At 71.6% G+C, this 19,376-nt stretch carries 21 protein-coding genes, 1 tRNA gene and 1 riboswitch; of the genes, 11 read left to right on the forward strand and 11 right to left on the reverse strand.

The features are described 5' to 3' along the window. The first annotated feature begins 143 nt into the window (after window positions 1-143). Window positions 144-638: a DUF6328 family protein gene (locus AC1DX8_RS16815; RefSeq protein WP_477631090.1), complete on the forward strand. Its 495-nt coding sequence runs from the start codon at window positions 144-146 to the stop codon at window positions 636-638. 72 nt (window positions 639-710) lie between these two features. Here AC1DX8_RS16815 and AC1DX8_RS16820 read toward each other — a convergent pair whose 3' ends face one another. The 3 genes from AC1DX8_RS16820 to AC1DX8_RS16830 form a co-directional block, all read right to left on the reverse strand. Continuing rightward, window positions 711-899, reverse strand: a complete 189-nt coding sequence (locus AC1DX8_RS16820) for a hypothetical protein (RefSeq protein ID WP_477631091.1) — start codon at window positions 897-899, stop codon at window positions 711-713. Between the two features lie 83 nt (window positions 900-982). After that, a complete protein-coding gene (locus AC1DX8_RS16825) occupies window positions 983-2,101 on the reverse strand; it encodes a glycosyltransferase family 4 protein (protein ID WP_477631092.1) in 1,119 nt (372 codons plus the stop codon). Then, window positions 2,098-3,177, reverse strand: coding sequence for a lysylphosphatidylglycerol synthase transmembrane domain-containing protein (locus AC1DX8_RS16830; protein WP_477631093.1), 1,080 nt, complete (start codon window positions 3,175-3,177; stop codon window positions 2,098-2,100). Before AC1DX8_RS16830 ends, AC1DX8_RS16825 begins: the two co-directional genes overlap by 4 nt. A gap of 168 nt (window positions 3,178-3,345) precedes the next feature. Here AC1DX8_RS16830 and AC1DX8_RS16835 point away from each other — a divergent pair, with 168 nt between their 5' ends. Continuing rightward, window positions 3,346-4,116, forward strand: coding sequence for a phosphatase PAP2 family protein (locus AC1DX8_RS16835; RefSeq protein ID WP_477631094.1), 771 nt, complete (start codon window positions 3,346-3,348; stop codon window positions 4,114-4,116). 2 nt (window positions 4,117-4,118) lie between these two features. Next, window positions 4,119-4,811 (forward strand): response regulator transcription factor, encoded by a 693-nt coding sequence (locus AC1DX8_RS16840; RefSeq protein WP_477631095.1) that lies wholly within the window; start codon window positions 4,119-4,121, stop codon window positions 4,809-4,811. A 6-nt stretch (window positions 4,812-4,817) separates the two neighbouring features. Here the strand turns inward: AC1DX8_RS16840 and AC1DX8_RS16845 are convergent, their stop codons facing one another. Beyond that, complete coding sequence (locus tag AC1DX8_RS16845) at window positions 4,818-6,152, reverse strand: sensor histidine kinase (RefSeq protein ID WP_477631096.1); 1,335 nt, start codon at window positions 6,150-6,152, stop codon at window positions 4,818-4,820. A gap of 232 nt (window positions 6,153-6,384) precedes the next feature. Here AC1DX8_RS16845 and AC1DX8_RS16850 point away from each other — a divergent pair, with 232 nt between their 5' ends. Beyond that, the gene (locus AC1DX8_RS16850) at window positions 6,385-6,993 is read left to right on the forward strand and encodes a hypothetical protein (protein ID WP_477631097.1); all 609 of its coding nucleotides are present in this window, start codon (window positions 6,385-6,387) and stop codon (window positions 6,991-6,993) included. Between the two features lie 281 nt (window positions 6,994-7,274). Here the strand turns inward: AC1DX8_RS16850 and AC1DX8_RS16855 are convergent, their stop codons facing one another. Beyond that, entirely contained in the window at window positions 7,275-7,697 is a 423-nt protein-coding gene (locus AC1DX8_RS16855; protein WP_477631098.1) for a hypothetical protein, read from the reverse strand. Window positions 7,698-7,865: 168 nt separating this feature from the next. On the opposite strand from AC1DX8_RS16855, the gene AC1DX8_RS16860 reads away from it, so the two are divergent. Continuing rightward, complete coding sequence (locus tag AC1DX8_RS16860; RefSeq protein ID WP_477631099.1) at window positions 7,866-8,072, forward strand: hypothetical protein; 207 nt, start codon at window positions 7,866-7,868, stop codon at window positions 8,070-8,072. A gap of 192 nt (window positions 8,073-8,264) precedes the next feature. On the opposite strand, the gene AC1DX8_RS16865 is transcribed toward AC1DX8_RS16860, so the two are convergent. Next, window positions 8,265-8,558: an STAS domain-containing protein gene (locus tag AC1DX8_RS16865; RefSeq protein ID WP_477631100.1), complete on the reverse strand. Its 294-nt coding sequence runs from the start codon at window positions 8,556-8,558 to the stop codon at window positions 8,265-8,267. 320 nt (window positions 8,559-8,878) lie between these two features. On the opposite strand from AC1DX8_RS16865, the gene AC1DX8_RS16870 reads away from it, so the two are divergent. The 4 genes from AC1DX8_RS16870 to AC1DX8_RS16885 all read left to right on the forward strand — a co-directional run bounded on the left by AC1DX8_RS16870 (window position 8,879) and on the right by AC1DX8_RS16885 (window position 11,556). After that, on the forward strand, window positions 8,879-9,613 hold the full coding sequence (locus AC1DX8_RS16870) for a GAF and ANTAR domain-containing protein (protein WP_477631101.1): 735 nt from the start codon (window positions 8,879-8,881) through the stop codon (window positions 9,611-9,613). A gap of 49 nt (window positions 9,614-9,662) precedes the next feature. Continuing rightward, the gene (locus tag AC1DX8_RS16875; RefSeq protein ID WP_477631102.1) at window positions 9,663-10,403 is read left to right on the forward strand and encodes a GAF domain-containing protein; all 741 of its coding nucleotides are present in this window, start codon (window positions 9,663-9,665) and stop codon (window positions 10,401-10,403) included. 250 nt (window positions 10,404-10,653) lie between these two features. Further along, on the forward strand, window positions 10,654-10,926 hold the full coding sequence (locus AC1DX8_RS16880) for a hypothetical protein (protein ID WP_477631103.1): 273 nt from the start codon (window positions 10,654-10,656) through the stop codon (window positions 10,924-10,926). Between the two features lie 192 nt (window positions 10,927-11,118). Further along, window positions 11,119-11,556, forward strand: coding sequence for an SRPBCC family protein (locus AC1DX8_RS16885; RefSeq protein WP_477631104.1), 438 nt, complete (start codon window positions 11,119-11,121; stop codon window positions 11,554-11,556). Window positions 11,557-11,590: 34 nt separating this feature from the next. Here the strand turns inward: AC1DX8_RS16885 and AC1DX8_RS16890 are convergent. The 5 genes from AC1DX8_RS16890 to AC1DX8_RS16910 form a co-directional block, all read right to left on the reverse strand. Next, a tRNA-Thr gene (locus AC1DX8_RS16890) sits at window positions 11,591-11,663 on the reverse strand. Window positions 11,664-11,902: 239 nt separating this feature from the next. Further along, complete coding sequence (locus tag AC1DX8_RS16895; RefSeq protein ID WP_477631105.1) at window positions 11,903-12,559, reverse strand: transglycosylase family protein; 657 nt, start codon at window positions 12,557-12,559, stop codon at window positions 11,903-11,905. 78 nt (window positions 12,560-12,637) lie between these two features. Next, window positions 12,638-12,791, reverse strand: a riboswitch (cyclic di-AMP (ydaO/yuaA leader). Window positions 12,792-13,027: 236 nt separating this feature from the next. Further along, window positions 13,028-14,467 carry a threonine/serine exporter family protein gene (locus AC1DX8_RS16900; RefSeq protein ID WP_477631106.1) on the reverse strand — a complete coding sequence of 480 codons (1,440 nt, stop codon included), beginning with the start codon at window positions 14,465-14,467 and terminating at the stop codon, window positions 13,028-13,030. A gap of 50 nt (window positions 14,468-14,517) precedes the next feature. After that, window positions 14,518-16,224, reverse strand: a complete 1,707-nt coding sequence (locus tag AC1DX8_RS16905) for a serine/threonine-protein kinase (RefSeq protein WP_477631107.1) — start codon at window positions 16,222-16,224, stop codon at window positions 14,518-14,520. A 40-nt stretch (window positions 16,225-16,264) separates the two neighbouring features. Continuing rightward, complete coding sequence (locus AC1DX8_RS16910) at window positions 16,265-16,693, reverse strand: CBS domain-containing protein (protein ID WP_477631108.1); 429 nt, start codon at window positions 16,691-16,693, stop codon at window positions 16,265-16,267. 192 nt (window positions 16,694-16,885) lie between these two features. On the opposite strand from AC1DX8_RS16910, the gene AC1DX8_RS16915 reads away from it, so the two are divergent. Together AC1DX8_RS16915 and otsB are read left to right on the forward strand one after the other, a co-directional pair. Continuing rightward, window positions 16,886-18,442: an alpha,alpha-trehalose-phosphate synthase (UDP-forming) gene (locus tag AC1DX8_RS16915; protein WP_477631109.1), complete on the forward strand. Its 1,557-nt coding sequence runs from the start codon at window positions 16,886-16,888 to the stop codon at window positions 18,440-18,442. Beyond that, on the forward strand, window positions 18,442-19,239 hold the full coding sequence (gene otsB / locus AC1DX8_RS16920; protein ID WP_477631110.1) for a trehalose-phosphatase: 798 nt from the start codon (window positions 18,442-18,444) through the stop codon (window positions 19,237-19,239). Before AC1DX8_RS16915 ends, otsB begins: the two co-directional genes overlap by 1 nt. The last annotated feature ends 137 nt before the right edge of the window (window positions 19,240-19,376 follow it).

The raw sequence follows: 19,376 nt of genomic DNA on the forward strand, positions 1-19,376 counted from the left end.
GGCGGTCTCCCGGTGGTCCCAGCACTCATGACCGAGCGGCGAGTTGCCTTACGACGAAAGGGATTTGCGACGGAAGGGATCAGGATGCGGCCGACAGAGGATGGAGTCTGGTTGCAGGCGCGAATCAGGGGTAGATCTGTGCCATGAACAGTGACAGCGAGGCCACCAGCGCCCACGACGGTCGCGACGAGACTCCTCTGGAGCGCCTCGACCGCAACTGGGACGAGCTGCTGCAGGAGCTGCGCGTGGTGCAGACCGGCGTCCAGATCCTGGCCGGGTTCCTGCTCACCCTTCCCTTCCAGCAGCGGTTCACCCAGATCGAGCACCTCGACCGGGTGGTCTTCCTGGTCGCGTTCGCCCTCGCGGTGGTCGCCACGGCCTTCCTGGTCGCCCCCGTCAGCGCCCATCGCCTGCTGTTCCGGAAGGGCGAGAAAGCAGCTCTGGTCACCCTGGCCAACCACTGTGCCCGCGTCGGGCTGGTCGCACTGGCCCTCGCGGTGTCAGCCGTCGCCTTCGTCATCTTCGACGTGGTGACGGACACCGGGCGGGCCCTGGCTGCGGCCGCGGCCGCCCTCGTGCTCTTCGCCGTCAACTGGCTGGTGCTTCCGCTGGGCATGCTGCGGCGCGACAAGGGCTGACCCGCAGAGGGTGGTGCACCTCCTGCGGGTCAGCCCTGGCTGTGGAATCGGTCCGGCCGGGCCAGCCGAACGTCAGTCGTCGCTGTCGGCCTTCTCGGGCACCCCACCGCTGGCCGGGTCGTCCACTGCTCCGCCCGTCCCGTCCTCGGTGTGCGAGCCGGGACCGCCGTCCTGCTGTTCCTCGTCCTGGCCGATGGCGGGGGCTCCGGTGTCCTGCATCGACGTGTTCGCATCCTCGGTGGGCGTCGCGTGCTCCGTCATGGTCTGGCTCCTCGCTCGATCGCGGCTGTGACGATGCGCTCGTACCCCGTCCTGGCCGGGCCAAACGGCTTGGCCGTTCTCATTCAGACAGCTGACTCGGGACGCAGGTCCTGGAGCCGCGCCTGAGGACTGGTCTGCGTCGGCCGGTGGACGAGCTCGCCGGCCTGTTCGTACGCGTACGCGTTGCGCCACAGGACGTCCGACCAGTCGAACCGCGGTGGGTGACTCGCGTTGTGGGCCTTTAGGTCGGCGAGCAGACGTGGCTCCGTGCAGAGTCGCAGGAGCGCCCCGGCCAGCTCCTCGTCCGTCCTGGCCACGAGGCCCTCCCGCTCGTGGTTCACGAAGTCGCTCACCCCCGTGCCGGAACGGGTGACGACGGCCAGGCCCGCCGCCCGGGCTTCCAGCGCCGCGATACCGAACGACTCGAGGGTGGCGGGCGCGAGGAAGACGTCGGCCGTCCTGTACAGCGCCTTGATCTCGGCGTGGTCCATCGCCCCGGGCACCGACACCCAGCTGTCGAGGCCGTGGCGCGACACCGCACGCAGGACTGCGGGGCGCTGCGGTCCGTCGCCCACGAGGACCGCGCGGACCGGTACGTCGGCAGGCAGGTCCTGCCGCACGCGACGCAGGACCTCGACCATGGCCAGGGGTCGCTTGCGTCGCGCCATCCGCATGACCGAGACCATCGTGACCGGGCCACTGTCTGCGACGCTCACGGATGGAGCCCACGCCCCCACATCCACGGCGTTCGGAAGCACGACGACACTGCGTCCGGGCAGGGCTCGTCGCACGGGTCCGGCCGCCGCCTCGCTCACGGCTGCCCACTGGATGGGCGCGGTCAACCAGCTCCGAACCCCCGCGACGGCTCGCACCAGCGGCCACCCGCTGCCCCACATGGAATGGACCGCGGCGACGGCCGGGACGCCCAGTGCCGCGGCCGTCTCTGCGGTGCGCAGCGCCAGCGGCGAATAGGCGGACACGTGGACATGCACCACGTCGGCACGGCGCACCAGGTCGGCCATGCGGTCCGGGTCCCGGATCACGGCGACCGGAGCCGGGCCGCTGGAGGCGGGGCCCGGGGTGCGGGTGAGGACCGTGACGTCGTGGCCGGCGGCAGCCTGGCGAGCGGCGAGGTCGCGCACCATGACTTCGATGCCCCCGACCGTCGGACCGTACGTGTCGGTGGCGTGCAGGATCCTCATGCGGCCTGCCGCACAGCGCGGGCACGGGCGACGACCCAGCCGCCGAGCCACAGTCCGCCGACGGGGATCTCGAGCAGGAAGGTGAAGGCGCGGAAGAGCAGGATCCCCGCAGCGGCCATGAGGGGGTCGACTCCCAGTGCCACCAGCACACCTGCCGACCCGGCCTCGGCCAGTCCGGCACCGCCCGGCGTGATCACGGCCAGGGTGAGGAGTCTCTCGACCGCGAACGCCGCGACCACCACGCTGAGGGACGGGGTGGCGCCCACCACGCGCAGGCAGGCCCACAACAGCACGCCCTGCAGCGCCAGGTAGGCGATCGTCCCCCCCGTCAGCTGTGGCCAGGTCCGGGCGATCACCGCCCTCACCCGCGCGCGGGTGTCCAGCAGGGCCGGCTCGAAGCCTTCCAGCCGTGGGGCGACGCGGCGCGGCGCGAGTCCCCGCAGGAGGAGCGTGCAGGCGTGGGCGACGACTACAGCGAACCGGTCGCTGCGCAGCACGAGGACGATGGTCGTCAGGAGCACCCCGAGGACCACGCACGTGGTCAGCGCGGTCGCTCGCAGGGTGGAGCTGGTCAGGTCCCGGCTCCCGAGGACGGTCACGAGCGCCACGATGGGAAGCGCCAGCTTGCCCATGACATCCCAGATGTTCGTGACGACGGTGAAGGCCGCGAAGGCGGACGGACGGAACCGCCAGGCCTTCACCATCATCAGGTTGGCCGCGACACCGAAGGCGCCTCCCATCGGGGCGACATTCGAGACAGCGCTCCCGGTCAGGTTCAGCGTCAGGGCGCGGCGCCGGCTCAGCCCCGGGAGCGCACCAGTGAGGACGAACGAGTAGGCCAGGAGGCCCGCCGCCCACACCGCGGTCAACATCCCCAGCTCCCACCACCGCACGCCGATGAGGACTGAGGCGATGCCGGACCACGCCGCGCCGGTGACGCGGGGAAACACCCACACGAGGGCAGCCACCGCAAGCGCCACGGCGCCGGCCACCCGCAGGAACGCGACCCTGCCGGGGGCCTTCCCGGGATGCCCAGCGAACGACGCACGAGGAGGTGCGTGGACTGGCATGGTCATGACCTGCTCCTGGTTGGCGGCGCCGACGGGGCTGGGCCAACCATCACGTCTTGCGCCTGAAGGTTTCCTGAGCGACCACCGTTGGCCACTCCTCAGGCCCCCCGACTCTCAGGAAGGCTTCAGTCCAGATACCCGACAGTAGACGAAACACACTGCTGGAGGACCTCTTTGTCTCAGTCGACGGCGCCCGTCGCACCGCCCCGAACCACCGCCCGCACGCTCGGCCGGCTGCGCGGCATACCCGGCCTCGCGGCAGCGCCCGTCGTGGCCGCCTGCGTCGCGCTGACCGCGGTGCTCGCGGACGGCGCCGGGGAGCACGGCGACCTCGCCGTCCACGACCCCGCCGTCACCGACTGGCTGGTCCGGTCCCGTACGCCCCTGCTCAGCGGCGCGGCGCAGGTCGTCACCACCGTCGGCAGCGAGCCCTCCATCGGCATCCTGACCTTCCTCGTCGTGGCCTGGTTGGTCATCACGAAGCGCGCCTGGGCCACCGCCGTCCTGTTCGCGGGGAGCATGGGTGTCGCCGCCGTCCTCACCGTCGGCCTCAAGCACCTCGTCGGGCGACACCGGCCACCGGCCCCGGACGTCCTGGGGCCGCTCGACAGCGGCTTCGCCTTTCCGTCCGGCCACACGCTCTTCTCCACCGTGTTCTTCGGACTCGTCGCGGGCCTGCTCCTCGCCCGGACGCGAGGCCGCGCGGCACGGGTCCTCGTCGTCCTGGGCTGGGTGGTCGCGAGCGCAGCCGTGGGCGCCAGCCGCCTCTACCTCGGTTACCACTGGCTCACCGACGTCGTGGCCTCCTGGACGGTGGCCGTCGCGGTGCTCGCTGCCGCCGCGGCTGCGTGGGCGGTCCTCCGGCACCACCCGATTCCCCTCCCCTCGAGCCTTCGCCGGTACGAGCGACTGGACGTCCACCCGGTAGGCGGGGCAGGGTCCTAGTCATGCGGGTGCTGCTGGTGGAGGACGAGAAGGCTCTTGCGGAGACGATCCGGCGCGGCCTGACGAACGAGGGCTTCGTGGTGGATGTGGCCCATGACGGCGTCACCGGTCAGTGGCTCGCGACCGAGAACCCCTACGACGTCATCGTGCTCGACATCATGCTGCCGGGTCGCAACGGGTATGACGTGCTGCGCAACATCCGCGGACTCGAGATCTGGGCGCCCACGTTGATGCTCACCGCCAAGGACGGCGAGTACGACCAGACCGACGCCTTCGAGCTCGGCGCCGACGACTACCTCACCAAGCCGTTCAGCTTCATCGTGCTCGTCGCACGGCTCAGGGCCCTGGTACGCCGCGGGGCCCCGGTCCGACCGGTCAGCCTCACCGTGGGCGGCCTGGAGCTGGACCCCAACAAACGCGTCGTCACTCGCAACGGTCACCGGATCTCGTTGACTGCCAAGGAGTTTGCCGTGCTCCAGTTCATGATGCGACACCCGGAGGTCGTGTTGTCCAAGGCCGAGATCCTCGACAACGTGTGGGACGCGAACTTCGACGGCAGCGACAACATCGTGGAGGTCTACGTCGGCTACCTGCGCCGCAAGGTCGATGCAGCGTTCGGCGTCACCTCGTTGGAGACCGTCCGAGGCATGGGCTACCGCCTGATGCCCGTGTCCGGTGGCACCCCGCAGGGCTGACGCCGTCTAGGTCTGCGCGTTCCCGTCCGCCGGAAGGCGGATCTCGAAGCGACAGTTGCCCGCGGGCGTCTGGGTAGCGATCGCCGTGCCGCCGTGTGCCACGGCCACGGTCCGCACGATCGCCAGACCCAGGCCACTGCCGCCGGTGTCACGGTGGCGGGACTCCTGCAGGCGTGCGAACCGTTCGAAGACCGTCTCCCGCTCGGCCTCGGGGATCGGGGGCCCGTCGTTGTCGACGCGGACCACCACCGTGTCGCCCTCCGTGCAGACCTGGAGGACCACTGCGCCGGTCGTGTGGCGGACGGCGTTGTCCACCACGTTGCGCACCATCTGCTCGAGGCGCACGGCATCGCCCTTCACCCGGGCCGCGCTGATGTCGGCCTCGACCTCGGCCCCGGTGGCGCGGACCCGCCGGGCCTCGCCGTCCACGATGTCGTCGAGGTCGACGTCGTCGCTGGCGAGGGGTGCACCGTCGTCAGCCTTCGCCAGCGTCAGGAGGTCGTCCACGAGGCCCTGCATGCGCAGGGCCTCGCCGTGGATGAGGGCGTCACGGGCGTCGTGGGGTCCCTCGGGTCCCTGGCCCGCCTTGGAGACCTCGACCGCCGCGCGGATGGTGGCCACCGGGCTCCGCAGCTCGTGCGACGCGTCGGACACGAAGCGCCTCGTGGCGGCGTCCGCTCGTTCCAGCCGACCGAGCATGTCGTTCATGGTCTGGGCCAGGCGCGCGATCTCGTCGCCGGTGGGCGGGACGTCGATCGTGCCGCGTCCGCGGACCTGGCTGATCTGCGAGACCTGCGTGCGGATGCGCTCGACGGGTGCCAGCGCCTGCTGCAGGACCCGGCGGACGAGGAACAGGAGCAGCACCAGCAGGGCAGCCGATCCGACCGCCAGCAGCACCGTCGCCGTCTGGACGGTGTCGGTCTCGATGCTGAGGGGCGACCCCACCACGACGACGTACGCCTCCCCCGTCGGGTCGGTGACCCCTTGGGCGACGATCGCGTAGGGCTCACCCACCTCACCGGGGATGGTCGCGACCTGGGCGACACCGATCTCCCCCGGGCCCGGCCGCAAGCTCGTCACCGGACGCTGTCCGAGCCGTCGTTCCGACGACGTCACGACTCGACCGCTGCTCTCGAGCACCTGGATCACGGACCCCTGAGCAGGCACCTCGCTCAGTGCCTCCGCGGCGGCGACCTGACCGCTGGACACCAGCTCTGCCACCTGCGTGGCCTTCCCGCGTGCGGCGTCCTGCGAGGCGCTGTAGAGGATGCGGTCGAGGGCGACCGCGAAGGCGGCGATGCCGATCACGATCATCACCGTGACCAGGACACCCGAGGTCACCAGCACACGCCTCTGCAGCGACCACGAGTACCAACGCTTCATCGACCTCGCCCGCTCCTCACCAGTGACGCCGAGCAGGCTAGCAACGCCTCGCCTGAACCGGACCTGAGTGCTGGCCGACTTGCCCGCCACACCCCAGCAGCGCCATAGGTTCCTGACAGCCCCCGCTCCCAGAGTCGGTACATCGCCCGGCACCCGTCGGGCTCACCGACAGCAGAGGACCACACCCGTCATGATCAAGACCAAAATCATCACCGCTGCGTCCGGCCTCGTCGCCGCGACCGGCATCGTCATCGGCGCCGCAGCGTTCTCCGGCGCGTCGACCCCGGCAGCCAGCACGACGGCATACTCCGTCGCCGGTGGCGAGTCGGCGGCTGGCGCGAAAAGCTCGAACGACACCCCGGTCACCGGCACGGCCCTGTCGACGGTGACCGCGGCCGTCAAGGCCAAGGACTCCGCCGTCACCGTCACCTCGGTCCGCATGGACCCCGACGGCTCGTATGACGTGTTCGGCACCAAGGCCGGCGCCCCCGTGATGCTCGAGGTCAGCAAGGACCTCAAGACCACCACGACCCGCACCGGTGGCCCCGGCGGCGGGCACCAGGGCGGCGGTGGCGGCGGCTCCAACGACACCCCGGTCACCGGCACGGCCCTGTCGACGGTGACCGCGGCCGTCAAGGCCAAGGACTCCGCCGTCACCGTCACCTCGGTCCGCATGGACCCCGACGGCTCGTATGACGTGTTCGGCACCAAGGCCGGCGCCCCCGTCATGCTCGAGGTCAGCAAGGACCTCAAGACCATCACGACCCGCACCGGTGGCCCGGGCGGTCCGCGCGGCTGAACCGTCCGTCATCGGAGAGGGCCCCCGACACTTCGGGGGCCCTCTCGCGTCGGGGGCCCACTCGTGTCGGGGCCCTCTCGCGTCGGGGCCCACTCGTGGCGGGGACCCCTCAGGACAGCCGGACTTCGTTCAGGATCCGTTCAGGCCCGCCCGCCGACACTGGTTCAGCGGCCTGACCTCGGCGGATGGCCCTTCCCCTGGAGTACCGCCGAGTCAGCCCGTCAGCCCAGCCCGGTCCGCCGGCTCCCCCCCGTCCGGCGACCGGGCTGGGCGCCATCCGACTAGGGCTGGACCGCTCGCTCCCAGTAGCGCAGGGCGGCGCACCGTCGGACGAACTTGGTCGCCCCGGACCTGGTCACCTTGATGCAGCCGTCGTCGAGGAGCGAGGCCACCCCGGCCCCCTCGAGCAGCGGTGTCGATGCGGTGTTGTAGCCGATGAACTTGTGGTGGGCAAAGGCATCGGAGACGAAGTCCTTCGCTGTGCTGCGGGCTGCCAGCGCCGCAACCCCCTTCGCCCCGGGCAGCAGCATGACCGCGTCGTAGAGCACCGACGGACCGCCGTCGACCATCTGGTCGGCTGCAAGCACCGAGCCGTCGCTCAGGGTGACCCCACCCACGACGGGTGCGATCGTCTCCAGCACCGCACCCGCGTCGGTGACAGCAGCCCTGACCGCCTCGAGCACGGCCGCGTCCGTGCCGGACACTGYTGTTCGGGTATGCCGTGCCCAGCGCGGTCCGCTTCAAACCTCACCGGCCGCACGGCCGGGCGGTGCGCCTGCGGGTTTGGGCGGACCGGCACGGGGTAGGTCGAGCGCATGGCACGGGGTAGGTCGTGCGCATACTGGACGCACGACGCGGTGGAGGAGGTCGGCATGACGAACCACGAGTGCCCACGCTGTGGGTCCCCCAAGGCGACGAGCGTGATGCTGCCGCCCGCCAAGGGCTCCCACGAAGCGCGACCCCATCTCGCGTTCCGCTGCATGGCGTGCGACACGCAGTGGGCGGACGAGGAGCAGTGGGCGCGCATCCGCGCCGAAGCAGGCGCCGAGGAGTCAGCGGGACCGGACTCCGACGGCTGACCCGTCCACCTTCCGCTGGACGTCGGGCGGGCGTACTGTGGTGCTGCTGCCCCAGACCACGGTCGCGAACCGGTGAACCGTCTGGGGCTTCCGCATTCCAGAGCGCGGGTTCGGCGATCGCGGGCAGGTCATGCGCGCCCCTCCCTTCCAGTCCCCCAAGGTCGAGGGGCGCGCTTTCCGGCCGGGCGGGGGTCAGGCGTGGCGGGCCAGGGTCTCTGCGGGGTCGAGGAGGTCGAACACCCGACTGACCATCCCGTGGCCGCCCACCAGCACCATCTGCGTCTGCGGGGCGTTGCAGTTGGCCTCGATCACCTCCGTGGCGCAGAGCGAGTCGCAGAACGCCAGCCCCGCGATGTCGACGACCACGACAGCCCGGTCGGTCGACACCGCACGGGCCAGCTCCTTCGCGAGCTCGGCCCGGCTCGTCAGGTCGGCCTCGCCCGCCAGCTCGACGACCCACAGGCTTCCCTCGTCGCGATGGGTCACGGTGAAGGTCGGCCGTTCCCGGAACGCTGCGAGCGCGGTTGGCCGGGGCGGTTCCGCCGACGCGTCGGCCGGCCGCCCGGACCGCTCGTCGCGCGGGGGCTCTGGTGGTCGCGGGACCAACCGCAGGTGGGACCCGCCTTGGGAGGACTGGCTGTACATCGAGGACTCCACCGATAGAAACACGCCACCGGGGACCGGGGTAGCCTCGACCACCCACGCTACGCCTCCGCAGGGCCGAACGACAGCGTCCGCACGGGTCTAGTGTGGGCTCGTGACACACCTGAGGCGGGCGCTCCCGGGCGTACGCCGGAGTCGCTGAGATGCAGGACGCCGATGCCCGCCGCAGCGACGCGAACCAGCTGATCGACGACGAGCCCCACCCTTCCCCGCGCACCCGAGGTCCCTTCGGGCGGATGGAGCGGCTCTGCACGGCCCTGACGCGGCACCTCCCCGCCCAGGGGGTCGGGGTCAGCCTGCTGACCGATGACACGTACCGGGGTGGGACCGTTGCTGCCTCGGATCTGGTGAGCCGCAGGCTGGACGAGCTGCAGTTCACCCTGGGCGAGGGCCCGTGCATCGACGCCTACGCATCGCGCCGCCCGGTCCTCGAGCCGGACCTGGTCGGTCACGGGAGCAGCCGATGGCCCGGGTATGCCGCCGCGGCGCAGAGTGAGGGGGTGAAGGCGGTGTTCGCCTTCCCGCTCCAGATCGGCCGCGCCCGAGCCGGCGCACTCGACATCTACCGGGACCAGCCCGGGGCGCTCACCCAGGGCGCCCTCTCCCAGGCGCTCACCTTCGCGGACCTCGCCATGGGCCTGTTGCTCGAGACCCAGACGGCGACGGAGCCGGGACGCACCGCCCACCTGGACGACGCGCTCGCCTACCGCCTGGAGGTCTACCAGGCCCAGGGCATGGTCATGGTCGACCTCGGGGTCAGCCTCGACGAGGCCATGGCCCGGCTCCGGGCCCACGCGTACGCCCACGACCGGAGCCTCACCGATGTCGCTCGCGACATCGTGCAAGGTAACCTGAGGTTGAGCCAGGACAAGCCGTGAACCCGGTGGGACTGATCGGCGAGAGCCGCAAGGGAAGGACTGGCCAGGCATGATCTCCACCGACCGGTTGGCCGAGATCTTTGTCGACGCCGCCGACACGCTAGTCGACGACTTCGACGTCATCGAGTTCCTCGAGACGCTCACCAACCACACCGCCCAGGTCAGCAGTGCTGCCTTCGCCGGGTTGTTGCTGGTCAACCCGCAGGGGCAGCTCCACTACGTCGCCTCCTCGGCTGAGTCGGTCAAGCTCCTCGAGCTCTTCCAGCTGCAGTACCGCGAGGGACCTTGTCTCGACTGCTTCAACAGCGGCGAGTCCGTGGTGAACGCCGACCTGGCGGCAGCCGACGAGCGCTGGCCGATCTTCGCCCCCCGTGCCGTCGCGGCCGGGTTCCGTTCGGTCCACGCGTTCCCGCTGCGCCACCAGCGCAAGGTGATCGGCGCGATGAACCTCTTCAGCACCGACACGGGTGCACTCGAGCCGCGCGACGTGCGGATCGTCCAGTCGCTCGCCGACATCGCGACGATCGCCCTCCTGCAGGAACGCACCATCCGCAGCRGTGAGGTCCTCACCGAGCAGCTCCAGCGCGCCCTGAACAGCCGGGTCATGATCGAACAGGCCAAGGGCGCCCTGGCCCGGATCCACAGCATCGACGTCAACCTCGCGTTCGAGCTGATGAGGCGCTACGCCCGTGCCAACCACCACCGGTTGGTCGACGTGGCCCAAGCCGTGCTCACCGACCCCGATCGCCACCCTGACCTCACCCGCAGACCGGCGGGCCCTCGGGCCTAACGGGCAAGCTCCTCGGCGCAGCCCTCGTCTGCCCGCCGAGCTCGACGAGACGGCGGGCGACCGGGCCGGGTGGTTGGGGTCGGTCACCCGCCGTCCGTGAGCGACCGGGCATCGCGCGCTCCCCGGTCACCAGTCCTGACGCCGCGGGCGGGGGTTCATGACGTGCACCGGCACGGGGGGCTCGAACAGTGCGACGCAGGGGCTGGGGAGCACCGGTGCGCGGGTGTCGACCGTGGGGCACAATGAGCCCGTGGCCAAGCGCATCCTCCGGTTCCGGAGCCGGGACGGCCACCAGCTCACCGTCACCGACGACGAGGGACAGCGGCACCGCGCCAAGCTCACCAAGGTGGAGGATCACGTCTCCGTGCGCGAGGACGGCTCGTTCACCTTCGGGTTCTGCAAGAGCTGCAACTGGGTGGGCCCCGCCCGCCGAGCCCGCGGAAAGGCCCGGCGCGATGCCGAGGCGCACCTTCCCGAGTGCACGGGAAGCGGCAAGGTGAGGATCGGCGTCACCAAGGAGTAGGGCCCGCCGGCCTCGACCTCCACCCGCGCCGGGCTCGGCAGCCGGACTGGGCGATGACCGAGCCGAGTAGCCCCGCGGTCCCACCTTGGGCGTGGGGCTTCCGTGGCGCATGATGGGCACGGCAGCCGCCCGCCCGGACGTGCTGTCAGCGCCACCGATCTCCCCCTGCCCGCCGACGGATGAGGACCTCGCATGTCCAGCACACAGTTCACCGTCCACACGAGCCTGTCGCCGAGCGAGGTGCTGGCCGTCATCACGGACTTCGGCCCCGACCGGGCGCGCTGGTGGCCGAACGTGGATGACGCCCACTTCACGGTCCACGACCAGGGCCCCGACTGGGCCGAGGTGACCGAGGGCACCAGCATGGGCTGGGAACGGGAGCGCTACTCCTGGGACGCCACCGCCGGCACCGTCACCATCGACACCCTCGAGTCGAACCTCTGGGGACCGGGGAGCGGCTGGCACTACGAGCTCCTCCCCGCGGCCGACGGCACCGACTTGCGGGTGACGCTCAACCGGAAGCCGAACTCCGTCAGGGGCCGGCTCGTCGCCGCCTTGATACCGCTGGTGGGAGCGCGCACCCTGGGGAAGCAGTTCGAGTCGGTGCTCCGCAGGGCCGAGAACCGCTGAGTCGGCAGCGCGACCCGAAAATCTCCAGCACCAGAGCCGACGAGGGGACTTGAACCCCTAACCCCTTGTTTACAAGACAAGTGCGCTGCCAATTGCGCCACGCCGGCCTGTCCGCTCCAGCCGCAACCGCAGCAGACGGCGACGATCGTACCGGCGCGGCGCCGGCCACCCGGAATCCCGGCGCGCACACGGCATACCCACCTCTCCCACTTGTTGCCACTGATGCGTCACCAGGGCCAGCAAACCGGCCTCCCGTGACCCACAGGTGGCAACAAGTGCCGCGCCCGACGTGCAACAGCGGCCCGGCACCCTCAGGTGTCGGGCCGCTGTCTGTGCGGAGAGTGGGTCAGTGGGCGTTCAGGTAGCTCTGCAGCGCGCGCACGGTGGCGCGATCGAGGTGGTGGGCACCGTTCGTGCGGGCACCGATCGCGGTCTGCAGGGCGCGGATCGTCTTGGGGCCGATGACACCGTCGGGGGCCGAGCCGACCTTGCGCTGCAGTGCCTTGACGTCGGCGCGCGACAGGCTGCCGTCGACCGAGCCGCCGACCCAGCGCTCGAGCGCGGCGTTGGTCTTGGGGCCGCGGATCCCGTCGACCACGAGTCGACCGGAGTGGGACGCGGACGTGGCGGGAGCCTTGCGGGTGGTCGACCGCGACGCCGTCGTTGCCGTGGACCCGGCGTCCACCGCACCCCCGTTGGCGCGGGTGAGGCCGGCGCGCGCGCCGCAGGTCGGCCACGCGCCGGGACCCTGCGCGGAGAGCACCTTCTGGGCGATGGTGATCTGCTGGGCCTTGGTGGCGCGGTTGGCGGTAGGGGCGTAGCGCTCGCCACCGAAGGCGTCCCACGTGCGGTCGGAGAACTGCAGTCCGCCGTAGTAACCGTTGCCCGTGTTGATCGCCCAGTTGCCACCGCTCTCGCAGGCGGCGACGCGGTCCCACACCGTGGAGGCCTGGGCGCTCGTGGCGGTGGCGAGGCCGCCGGCGACGGTGGCGACACCTGCCACCGCAACTCCGGTCACACGACGCCGAACGGGGTTGACCTTCCGGGCGGAGTGCCTGGGGGCGTAGAACATTGCGGGGTTTCCTCTCCTGACCGGCGCCTGCGAGGTGAGCTGTCGGGTTCGGGCTGTCAGGTGCCCGGCCGGCGTGAGCCGGCTTCACCCCAAGGCCACCGTGGTGGCCGCGTTGGGTCCCCCGTCCTCGTCGTGCCCGGAGATCTTCCGGTGAAACCCCCACCTGACGAGGCTCGGCGCGGTGGGCGTGCATGGCTGTCTGGGTATGCCGTGTGCAGTTGTCTCCGCGCGTTCGCGCAGGTAAGACACGGTAAGGGGCCTTCGTCAGGGCGACAACCGGTTGGCGATTATTCGTCACATTTGGTGCATGCGAGGACCCCCGGACAGGTGCCGCCCAGGGTGCCCAACCCGCAACCTGGGCGCCCTTCAGGGTGCTCAGGTTGCGGAGAGGCGGGCCGGTCAGCGCCGCCGGGCGCGACGCTTCTGCACCATGCGGTGGTCGAACGGTGCCGCCACGAACTCCCCCAGCACGCTGCCCGCCGCGATCGCGAGCAGCACCGCCATCGCCCCCAGCAGCGTCGTCAGCCCACCCTGGAGCGACAGGGTGCCGGAGTTGGCCGACGCACCGTTGACCATCTCGTAGAGCCCACGGAAGATCGCCAGGCCGGGCAGCAGGCCGTAGGACGCCGGGACGACCAGCACCATCGCGGGCGCGCCCAGACGCAGGGCCACCAGGCGCCCCGCGCAGCCCAACACGACCGCGGCCAGTCCGGCCGCCGACAGCTGGCCCAGCTCGTCGATGCGGGCCACGGCCAGCGAGACGGCCACGCCCACGGCGCACAACACCCCGCACGGCAGCACCAGCATGCGGCGGCTGCGCAGCGAGACCGCGCCCGACAGCCCGACCACGAACGCCCCGACCACGGCCAGCAGGACCGGGGCGTTGAGCGCCTGCGTCGACACGATGGACGGCGAGGCCAGCCGGAGGTCGAAGGCGCTGGTGAGCGCGAGGGTGAGCTGCAGCCCGGTCGCCACCCCGAGGATGATCCCGGCGGTGGTGAGGAAGACCGCGAACATCCGGCCGGCGCCGGTGACCGAGTAGCCGGAGATCGCGTCCTCGAACGCCGAGGCCACCGTGCGCCCCGGCAGGAGGACGGTGATCCCGCCGGCGACGATGAAGGCGAACTCCGACGACGAGACCGGCAACCACCCGGCCGCGCCGAGGCTGAACGCGCCCCAGGCGATCACCGTCGCCAGGAAGCCGCCCATCGCGCACTGGTAGAAGTCGGGCAGGCCGCCCTTGCCGAGGGCCCGCGCGGCATACCCGACCAGCAGGGCCGAGAGACCCGCGACGAGCGCCGCGACCAGACCGGCACCGAGCATCACCGCGATGGCGGCAGCCAGCAGCCCGAGGGCCCCCCGCACCGTCCACTTCGGCCAGAACCGTGGCGCCCGCCGGATCTCCCGCAGCTGAGCGGCGGCGGCCTCGCGGTCGTAGGACCCGGCGACGAGGTTCTCGACGAACTCGTGGACCGCGGTGAGCCGGGCGAAGTCGCGGGTCGACGACCGCACCACGCGCAACATCGTGATCGGCGCCCCCGACGCGGTCGTGCACTGGATCAGCAGCGACTGCAAGGTGATGTCGACCTCGAGGTTGTCGAGACCTGCCGCGGCGGCGACGGCCACCACCGACGACTCGACCTGGGGCGCTCCGGCCCCACAGCGCAGCATGAGCTCCCCGACCCGCAGCGCGAGGTCGAGCGAGGCCCGCGCCTCACGCTCCTCCGCGGCCGCCTGGCGCACCCTGGGGTTGCGGTAGGGCGTGTGCCGCAGGGACTCGACCATGGGCAGCGTCTCGGTGAGCTCCTCGCCGCGCCAGATCCGGCTCTGCCGCAACACCGGCCGACGCTTGACGGGGCGCGAGGCCGGCCTGTCCGTCGGGCCGTCGGTCATCCGGTCAGGCCCACGCCCGGCAGCGACGTGGAGGGCGCTTGGGTGGGCCACCAGTGCGGCACCCCGGCGTTCTGGAAGCAGACCGCGACGGCCACGACCGCCACGACGAGGGCGATGCCCACGAGCACCCGGGTGCCCTGCGGACCGGGGCTGACGCCCCTCACGATGCTGCGAGTGCCGCGGCGCAGGCCCGAACCACCGGGCCCCCACCACGCCATCAACGCGGCCACCGCTGCGCCGACGGCCAGGGGACCGGAGGAGTTCGGGGCGGGCTGGCCGCCGTAGACGGCCACCGTGCCCAGGGCGGCACTGAAGACGGCGCAGACGCCCACGAGCAGGGGCAGGATCGCGCTCACCACCGTGGCGAGCGCGCCCACGACGAGGTGCCAAGGGCTGGCGACGACAGCCAGGGGGACATCAGAACGTCGCGGGCCGCGGGTGTGGCGGCGCAGCACGAGGGAGGTCACCGACCGGTCGGCGGTGCGGGCGGCCCACGACCACAGCACCGCGAACGCCAGGGCGACCACCGGGAAGCCGGCCGCGCCGGCCACGACCGCCGCGAGCAGGGCGAAGAGGGTGCCCGTGCGGGCGGGTCGGCCGATCCGCGGGTCGGGCTGGCCGGCCTCGGCCTCCCAGGCCGCCTGCCACTCCGACACCTCGCCGTCCGGCTCGTCCCACGGGACGAGCTCGCCGTCCGGTTCGCCGGACCAGGCCGGCTCGCGCGCCCAGGCCTGGTCGATCGGCGGCTGCTCGACCTGACGGGCAACGGGGGCGGGTGCGACCGCGGGCCGGTCCCAGCGAGCGGTCGGCCGGTGCTCCAAGGCCCGGGTATGCCGCGAGGGCGTCGCCAGCGCCTCGGTCACGGGCTTCCCCGTGGCATAGCGCTCCAGCGCGTCGACGACCTCGTCCGCGTCGGGGCGCTCGCGCGGCACCGGCGACAGCGCGGCATACAGCAGCGGTGCCAGCCGCGGGTCGACCCCGGTGAGGTCGGCCTCGCCCCGGCTGACCCGCGACAGCACGACGTCCATCGGGCCGCGGCCGAAGGGCGGGGCACCGCTCGCGGCGTAGGCGAGCGTCGCCGCCCACCCCCACCAGTCGGTCGCCTCGGTGACGGGGGCCCCCTCGACCACCTCGGGCGAGAGGTAGCCCGGCGTGCCCATCACGAGGCCGGTCATGGTGATCCGCACGTCGTCGGCCACGTGCGCGATGCCGAAGTCGATGAGCACGGGGTCACCGTCGAGGAGCAGCACGTTGCCCGGTTTGAGGTCGCGGTGGATGACGTCGGCCTCGTGGATGGCGTCGAGCGCCTCGGCCAGCCCTCGGCCGAGCCGCAACAGCTCCTGGCCCCGGATCGGGCCGGACTCCTTGACCACGTCGTCGAGAGCGGGACCGGGGACGTAGCGGGTCACGAGGTAGGGGCGCTCGCCGTCGAGGTCGGCGTCGATGACGGCGGCCACACGGTCGTCGCGGATGCGGCTGAGGACCTGCACCTCGCGAGCCAGCCGGGTGCGGGCGTCACGGTCGTGCGCGACGTGGGGACGCAGCAGCTTGAGGGCCACGGCCCGACCACTGGGGTCGAGGGCGAGGTGGACGACGCCCATGCCGCCCTCCCCGAGCTGCTGGATCAGCCGGTACGGCCCGATCCGGGCGCCCTCGGGCGCGACGGGTGCACCGTCGCTGCCCTCGATCGCCTCCGTGGTCACCCCCCTACGGTAAGCGAGCAGCCCGGGGAAACGGGTGAGGCTACTGCTGGATGTACCCAACGAGTTGGTCTCGCTCGGACTGCAGCTCGTCGATCCGGTGCTTGACGATGTCGCCGATGCTGACGATCGCGTGCAGCTTGCCGTCGACCACCACGGGCACGTGCCGGATGCGCATCTCGGTCATCGTGCGGGCCAGCTCCTCGATGGGGACGTCGAGGCCAGACGTCTTCACGTCGGCCGTCATGATCGAGCTCACCGGGGCCAGCAGCACCGCGGCCCCGTCCTTCTGGAGGTGGCGCACGACGTCTCGTTCGCTGACGATCCCGGTCATGCCCTCACCGTCATCACTCACCACGAGGGCACCGATGCGGTGTTCTGCGAGGAGGTCGAGCAGCCGTTCCACGGTCTCATCGGAGCGGATGGTGACCACGTTGCCACCCTTGCGTCGCACGACATCCGAGATCCTCATGGTCAGACGGTAGACCGCTGGGAGGGCCACCGCTAGGGGAACCCGACCCAGGCCGCCGCCCCCTTCCCGCAACCTGGGCGCCCCCTGGGGTGCTCAGGTTGCAGGAGTGGCGGGGTGAGGGTGCGGGTATGCCGTGGGGTGGGCCGCCGACATAGGGTTGCCTTCGCAACGAAACCGTGGAGTTGATTTCCTGTGCCTCGCAGCCAGAAGCAGTTCGACCTCGTCATCGCCGCCAACCGACTGCCCGTCGACCGGGTGGTCGGCCCCGACGGGGAGGAGTCCTGGCGGACCAGCCCGGGGGGCCTGGTGACGGCCATGGAGTCGGTCATGCGCGGCCGCGAGGGCGCCTGGGTCGGGTGGGCCGGAGAGGCGGGGGACGCCCCCGCACCGTTCGTCGAGGACGACATGTACCTGCGCCCGGTGCCCCTGTCGGAGGACGAGGTCGCGCACTACTACGAGGGCTTCAGCAACGACACGCTGTGGCCGATCTACCACGACGTCATCGTCCCGGCGACGTTCCACCGGTTCTGGTTCACGGCCTACGAGGTGGTCAACCGCCGGTTCGCCGAGGCCGTCTGCGAGGTCGCCGCCGAGGGCGCCACCGTGTGGGTCCACGACTACCAGCTCCAGCTCGTGCCCGCGATGGTGCGCGAGCTGCGTCCGGACGTGCGAATCGGCTGGTTCGACCACATCCCCTTCCCGCCCGTGGAGCTGTTCGCCCAGCTGCCGTGGCGGCGGGCCGTGCTCGAGGGCCTGCTCGGCGCCGACTACCTCGGCTTCCAGCGGGTGGCCGACGCCCAGAACTTCGTGCGCGCGTGCCGCCAGCTGCTGGGCCTGCCGACCAAGGGCGACACCGTGTCGGTCTCCCGCGCCGAGGACAGTCGGCGGGTGCGGGCCAGTGCGGTGCCGATCTCGATCGACTACGCCGGTCTCGAGGCGGTGGCCAAGCAGCCCGAGACGATGCGGCGCGCCCAGGAGATCCGGGAGTCGCTCGGCAACCCGCGCACCCTCCTGCTGGGCGTCGACCGCCTCGACTACACGAAGGGGATCGGCCACCGCATCAAGGCCTACGGCGAGCTGCTCGCCGAGGGCAAGGTCTCCCCGCCCAACGAGGTGTTCGTCCAGGTGGCCACCCCGAGCCGGGAGCGGGTCGCCGCCTACCGAGAGCTGCGGCAGGAGATCGAGGGCGAGGTGGGTCGGCTCAACGGCGAGCACAGCCGGATCGGCTCGCCGGCGGTGCAGTACCTGCACCACAGCTACCCGCGGCAGGAGATGGCCGCGCTCTTCCTCGCTGCCGACGTCGTGCTGGTGACGCCGCTGCGCGACGGCATGAACCTCGTGGCCAAGGAGTACGTGACCTGCCGTCACGACGAGGGCGGGGCGCTGGTGCTCTCGGAGTTCACCGGCGCGTTCCACGAGCTGCACCAGGCCTTCGTCTGCAACCCCCACGACATCGAGGGCCTGAAGCAGACGATCATGCGCGCGATCGAGACCCCCGAGAAGGAGAAGCGGCGCCTCATGCGGGCCATGCGCCGTCGCGTGGCCGACCACGACGTCCAGCGCTGGGCCTCGCGGTTCCTCGAGGCCCTGGAGGTCGCCCCCGAGCGGCCGCAGCGCTCGACGCGCGAGCAGAAGGCCGATGACGACCAGGCCCGGGCCGACAGCAAGGCGCGTGAGCTCCACCACGCAGCGGCCGCCCAGGCGGCTCGGCCCGCCAAGGCGAGCCGGCCGAGCAGGGCGACCTCCTGATGGGGGTGCCGTCCGAGCGGTTGCTGACGCCTGACCTGGTTGCGGCCATCGAGCGGCTGGTGGCCACGCCGCGGGTCCTGGTGGCCTCCGACTTCGACGGCGTGCTAGCGCCGCTCGTCCTCGACCCCTCCGAGTCGCGGGCCCTGCCCGGCACCATCGAGGCGCTCGAAGGACTCGCGGCCCTCCCCGACACGCACGCCGCGGTCGTCTCCGGTCGCGACCTCGACACACTCACCTCGCTGACCGGCCTCGCCGACAGCGCGGTCACCCGGATCGGCACCCACGGCGCTGAGACCAGCCGGGCCACCGCGACCGACCTCACGGCCGAGCAGCAGGAGACCCTGGCGCGGGTGACCCGCGAGCTCGAGGAGGTCTCCGAGGGACGGCCGGCGGGCGCCTACCTCGAGACGAAGCCGAGCGCCGTCGTCGTGCACACCCGTCGCATGACCGACCGGGCCGCCGCCGACGCGGTGGAGGCGGCCGCGCTGGAGGTGACCACGCGACATACCGGACTGCACGTGTTGCACGGCAAGAACGTCGTGGAGGTGGGCGTGGTGCGCGCCGACAAGGGCACCGCCCTCGTGGCACTGCGCGACGAGGTCGGCGCCCAGGCGGTCGCCTACTTCGGCGACGACGTGACCGACGAGGACGCGTTCCGCGCGCTCGGCCCGGATGACCTGACCGTGAAGGTCGGTGAGGGCGAGACGGCCGCGCGGTTCCGGGTCGGGACGCCCGAGGACGCCGCCGCCGCGCTGGTCCGCCTGCTCCGCGCCCGCTCGTCCCACCTCTCCCGGTAGCAAGCTTTGCTAGCAAAGGTTGCTCGTTGAGGGACAGGTTGCAACCTGTCCACGAACCAGTTTCCTTTGCTAGCTGTACTGACCTGACAGGTTGGTCAAGCGGGTGATGGGTGGCTTGTTCTCGCAGGCGGTGTGGG

It is taken from the genome of Pedococcus sp. P2_A3 (assembly GCF_056405035.1).